The 589-nt window shown below is 35.8% G+C and carries 1 protein-coding gene; it reads right to left on the bottom strand.

From position 1 onward, the window contains the following. The coding region (locus ABLT31_RS38925) for a class I SAM-dependent methyltransferase (RefSeq protein WP_367761096.1) at positions 1-572 on the bottom strand (572 nt) is incomplete at its 3' end. Between the last annotated feature and the right edge of the window lie 17 nt (positions 573-589).

Raw genomic sequence — 589 nt, 5'->3', positions numbered from 1 at the left:
ATTTTTTCTTTATCAAAAAAATGAAGGATGAATCCCTGCACTTCATACAAATCACCGTCTTTTTGCTTACTAGTTCCATAAAGGGGATCATTGGTATTTCTAACAGTAAAAATATTCAGCCCCTTATTCTTCAACACCCTGTTAACTTCTTCCGATAAGAATTCAAGTTCTTTTTTGTTAAACGCCATGCAATAAAGCATGTGAGAATAACAGCCATCAAAAAAATTTGGATCAAAGGGAAGCGGTTTTCTAACGTCATGTTGCAGAACATGAACAGATCGGGTCAAATTTAGAGATTCAGCTTTCCTTTTAATAGTTTCAACACTCACTTTGGTGTATTCAACTACGTAAACTTGAATTCCGTTTTGGGCAAAGAATATGGTGTCTCTTCCCATTCCTCCGCCTAATTCTAAAATAATGCTTTTACCATCTGTTTGAAACTGTTGAAAAGCTCTAACTGCAACTTCACTAGGTGGTTCATTCCACAGTTCAGAATGAGAGTTCCAATGGTTTTCCCAATGAGGATGTTGACCGTCAGTAACGTTTTTTACTGATTTTTTTTGATCGTCCATTAAATATCTCCCTTTCT

The organism is Ammoniphilus soli, from assembly GCF_040813775.1.
The sequence above is the reverse complement of the archived record's forward strand: the minus strand, read 5'-3'. Positions and strand labels throughout refer to the sequence as shown.